Origin of the sequence: Streptomyces chilikensis, assembly GCF_001642695.1 — a bacterium.
Lineage (GTDB): Bacteria > Actinomycetota > Actinomycetes > Streptomycetales > Streptomycetaceae > Streptomyces > Streptomyces chilikensis.
In genome coordinates this window covers 2,332,810-2,336,541 of record NZ_LWCC02000005.1, presented here as the reverse complement: position 1 = coordinate 2,336,541, position 3,732 = coordinate 2,332,810, and the positions used below count along the sequence as shown (strand labels likewise).

General features: G+C 75.1%; 4 protein-coding genes. 1 reads left to right on the top strand and 3 read right to left on the bottom strand.

What is annotated here, in order from left to right:
* Positions 1-181: 181 nt before the first annotated feature.
* A complete protein-coding gene (locus A2U95_RS10545) occupies positions 182-1,582 on the top strand; it encodes a serine hydrolase domain-containing protein (RefSeq protein WP_166021884.1) in 1,401 nt (466 codons plus the stop codon).
* Between the two features lie 7 nt (positions 1,583-1,589).
* Here A2U95_RS10545 and A2U95_RS10540 read toward each other — a convergent pair whose 3' ends face one another.
* The 3 genes from A2U95_RS10540 to A2U95_RS10530 all read right to left on the bottom strand — a co-directional run bounded on the left by A2U95_RS10540 (position 1,590) and on the right by A2U95_RS10530 (position 3,618).
* Positions 1,590-2,042: a GNAT family N-acetyltransferase gene (locus tag A2U95_RS10540; RefSeq protein ID WP_166021883.1), complete on the bottom strand. Its 453-nt coding sequence runs from the start codon at positions 2,040-2,042 to the stop codon at positions 1,590-1,592.
* Between the two features lie 56 nt (positions 2,043-2,098).
* A complete protein-coding gene (locus A2U95_RS10535; protein WP_166021882.1) occupies positions 2,099-2,581 on the bottom strand; it encodes an NUDIX domain-containing protein in 483 nt (160 codons plus the stop codon).
* 68 nt (positions 2,582-2,649) lie between these two features.
* Positions 2,650-3,618 (bottom strand): LysR family transcriptional regulator, encoded by a 969-nt coding sequence (locus A2U95_RS10530; protein ID WP_166021881.1) that lies wholly within the window; start codon positions 3,616-3,618, stop codon positions 2,650-2,652.
* Positions 3,619-3,732: the final 114 nt, after the last annotated feature.

Genomic DNA, 3,732 nt, shown 5'->3' with positions numbered 1-3,732 from the left:
CGAGCGCCGACCCGTGTCCGGAGGCCCGGCGCCGGACCTTCCCCCGCGCGGCAGGCCGCCGGCGCGGTCCCTCGGGCGGGGCGGGCCCCGGGCGCCGCGCCGCGTCGGCCACGGGGGACCCCGTCCGCCCGCCGGCGAACCGGGTCGCCCCCGCCCGAGGCCGTCTGATCCACTGAGGACCATGACGACACCCCAGGAAGAGAACGCCCTGCTGCCCGCCACCCGTCGGGCGCTGCTGCACCGGATCGCCGTCGCCCAGGCCGAGGGCCGGGCCCCGTCGCTGGCGGCGGCGGTCGTGCGGGGCGGGGAGACCGTGTGGACCGGTGCGCGGACCTCGGTGGACGGGCACGCTCCCGACAGTGGCGTCCAGTACCGGATCGGCTCGATCACCAAGACCTTCACCGCGGTCCTGGTGATGCGGTTGCGCGACGAGGGGCGCCTCTCGCTCGAGGACCCCCTGGAGAAGCACCTCCCGGGCACCTCGGCCGGTGAGGCCACCATCGCCCAGCTGCTCGCCCACACCGCCGGCCTGGCCGCCGAGTCACCCGGCCCTTGGTGGGAGCGGACCCCGGGGACGCTGCGCCCCGCACTGGCCGACGTCCTCGGCGAGGACCCGCTGCTGCACCCGGGAGGACGCCGGTTCCACTACTCCAACCCCGGCTACACGCTGCTCGGCGCCCTGGTGGAGGAGCTGCGGCAGGAGCCGTGGGAGCGGGTCCTGCGCCGCGAGGTGCTGGAACCGCTCGGACTCGACCGCACCGGTCCGGACCCGGTGGCCCCGCACGCGGGTGGCTGGGCCGTCCACCCGTGGGCCGACGTGATGCTCCCCGAACCGGTCGAGGACCTGGGCCGGATGGCGGCCGCCGGGCAGCTGTGGTCGACCACCGCAGACCTGGCGCGCTTCGCCGTCTTCCTGACCCGCGGCGACGACCGGGTGCTGAGCGCGGACTCGGTCGCGGAGATGCGCACCCCCGCCGCGCCACCGGAGCCGGGCGACCTGGCGGCAGGGGCGGGCTACGGCCTGGGGATGCAGGTGCAGCACTGGGGCGGGCGCAGGCTGGTGGGGCACTCCGGATCGCTCCCCGGCTATCTGGCCAACCTGTCCATCGCGGTCGAGGACGACGTGGCCGCGGTGGTCCTGGCCAACTGCACCTCCGGCGTCTCCGTCTCGACGGTGGGCGCGGACCTGGTGCGCATCGTGGCGGAGGCCGAGCCGCGCATCCCGGAGCCCTGGCGTCCCCTGCCGGAGGCCGATCCGGCCGTGCTGGCGCTCACCGGGCCCTGGTACTGGGGGACGTCGGCCTTCGTGCTGCGGATGACGGCCGAGGGCGGGGTCTCGGTGGACCCGATGGGCGCCCCGGGCCGGCGGTCCCGGTTCCGGGCCGTCGGGGACGGCGTCTGGGCCGGCCTCGACGGCTACTACGCGGGGGAGACCCTGCGCGCGGTTCGGGGGCCCGACGGCACCGTGACCCACCTCGACCTGGGCTCCTTCGTCTTCACCCGCACCCCCTACGACCCCGCCGCCCCGGTACCGGGGGGCGTGGACGAGGGCGGCTGGCGAGGGCTGGCGCAGGACGCCTGAGCCGCCGTCAGAGCTGCAGCTTGAAGCCGATGTGCGAGGCGGTGAAGCCGAGGCGCTCGTAGAACCGGCGGGCATCGGTCCGGGTGGCGTCGGAGGTCAGCTGCACCAGCCGGCATCCCCGCCGCCCGGATTCCTCGATCGCCCACCGGACGAGCCGGCTGCCCAGTCCGGTGCCCCGCTCGTCGGAGTGCACCCGGACCCCCTCGATGACCGACCGGGTGGCGCCGCGGCGGGAGAGGCCCGGGATCACGGTCAGCTGCAGGGTGCCGACGACCTTCCCCGAGCGCTCGGCCACCATCAGGTTCTGGTTCGGGTCGTCCGCCAGCCGCGCGAAGGCCGTCAGATAGGGGGCGAGGTCGTCCGGCGTTTCACGGCGGGCGCCGAGCGGGTCGTCGGCGTACATGGCCACGAGGGCGGGCACGTCGTCCGCCTCGGCCTTGCGTATGAGGAGATCGTCCATGGGGGCACCCTAGGACCTGTCCGGCACTCCCGTCGGCCGCGAGCCGTCGCCCGGACTCACATCAGGTCCGCGGTGTGCAGAGCGCGGACGCCCTCGATGTTGCCGTCCAGGTAGTGCCGCAGGGAGAGCGGCACCAGATGGACGGAGGCGATGCCGATCCGGGTGAACGGCACGCGCACGATCTCGTACTCCCCGGCGGGCTCCTCGACCTCGGGGCCGTGGCGGAGGGAGGGGTCCATGGACTCCAGACGGCAGACGAAGAAGTGCTGCACCTTGACCCCGGTCGACGCCTCGTCCGGGCCGATGTGCTCCACCGTGTCCACGAAGCAGGGGATGACGCCGGTGATCTTGGCGCCGAGCTCCTCGTGCACCTCGCGGTGCAATGCGTCGACGACGGTGGCGTCCTCGGGCTCCACACCGCCTCCGGGAGTGACCCAGTAGGGGTCGACGCCTGGCTTGGTGCGCTTGATCAGGATCAGATCGGGGCCGTCCAGCAGGACGGCACGGGCGGTGCGCTTGACCACGGGGCGGACGGTCATGGGGGGAATGTGGCCCGCGATGTTCCACGTGAAACATCGCTCGCGCCATTCGCCCGGGGCGCCGGCGCTCAGGACCACGCCGAGGCGGCCCGCCGGAGCCGTTCGTGGGCCCGGCCGATGTGCGGGAGCCCCAGCGTGCCGGTGCGCACCACCAGGAAGTACGTGCGCAGCGGAGGCACGTCGGGCTCGTGCAGGGGGACCACGGCGCCTTGGCGCAGGGCGGGAGCGCAGAGGTACCGCGGCAGGACGGCGAGCCCGGCGCCCCGGACCGCGCAGGCCAGCACGGCTCGCAGGTCCGGCACCACCACCGCGCCCGAGGCCGCGGCCGGCCGGGCGTCGAACACGGAGGACCAGTAGCGCGAGACGAACGGCAGCGACTCGTGCACCTCGACCACGGGCAGCCGGTCCAGCCGGGTGCGGATCTCCTCCGGCGACGGGGACGCGGCGCCGCCGGGCCCTCCGGCGGTGCCGGGTGATCCGGAACCGGACGGCGAGGCGCCGGCCGTGCCCGCCGCCGCGGCGAGGCCGGGAGCGGCGACCAGCACGTGCTCCTCGTCGCACAGGGGCGTGGAGTCGAGCAGGGCGCCGCGCGGGCGGGCGGTGGTGACGGCGAGGTCGTAATGACCGGCGGCCAAGCCCTCGAGGACGTCCTCGTCGTTGCCGAACGAGGCGCGCAGGGACGGGGGCGGGCCGCCCCCGCCGTCGAGGCCGGTCAGCGCGGGGAGGAGCCGCTCCGCCACCAACTCCGGCGGTCCGGCCAGGTGCAGGGTCCGGAAGGCGTCCTCGTCGAGGCCCGCCCCGGCGATCTCCACCAGGGCGTCGAGGTGGGGCGCCGCCTTGTGGGCCAGTTCCTCGCCGATGGTGGTGGGGACGACGCCGCGTGCCCGCCGGAGGAAGAGCGGACGCCCCAGCTGGCGCTCCAGCGTGCGGATCTGCGAGGTCACGGCGGGCTGGGAGAGCCCCAGGAGCGCGGCGGCGCGCGTGAAGGAGCCGGCCCGGTGCACCGCCACGAAGGTACGGAGCAAGGCCAGGTCCATGGGCGCCCCCTCAGCTCCCCAGGGCGACGCGGACCGCCCCCCGGCGGCCCGTCGGCCGTGTCCCACTATAAATATGGCGATAGGCCTCTGTCGGTCCAGTGATTGGACACTGAC

Coding starts and splice junctions, on each gene's coding strand:
- A2U95_RS10535 (WP_166021882.1), bottom strand. CDS start 2,581: ATGACCGTCCGCCCCGTGGTCAAGCGCACCGCCCGTGCCGTCCTGCTG.
- A2U95_RS10540 (WP_166021883.1), bottom strand. CDS start 2,042: ATGGACGATCTCCTCATACGCAAGGCCGAGGCGGACGACGTGCCCGCC.
- A2U95_RS10545 (WP_166021884.1), top strand. CDS start 182: ATGACGACACCCCAGGAAGAGAACGCCCTGCTGCCCGCCACCCGTCGG.
- A2U95_RS10530 (WP_166021881.1), bottom strand. CDS start 3,618: ATGGACCTGGCCTTGCTCCGTACCTTCGTGGCGGTGCACCGGGCCGGC.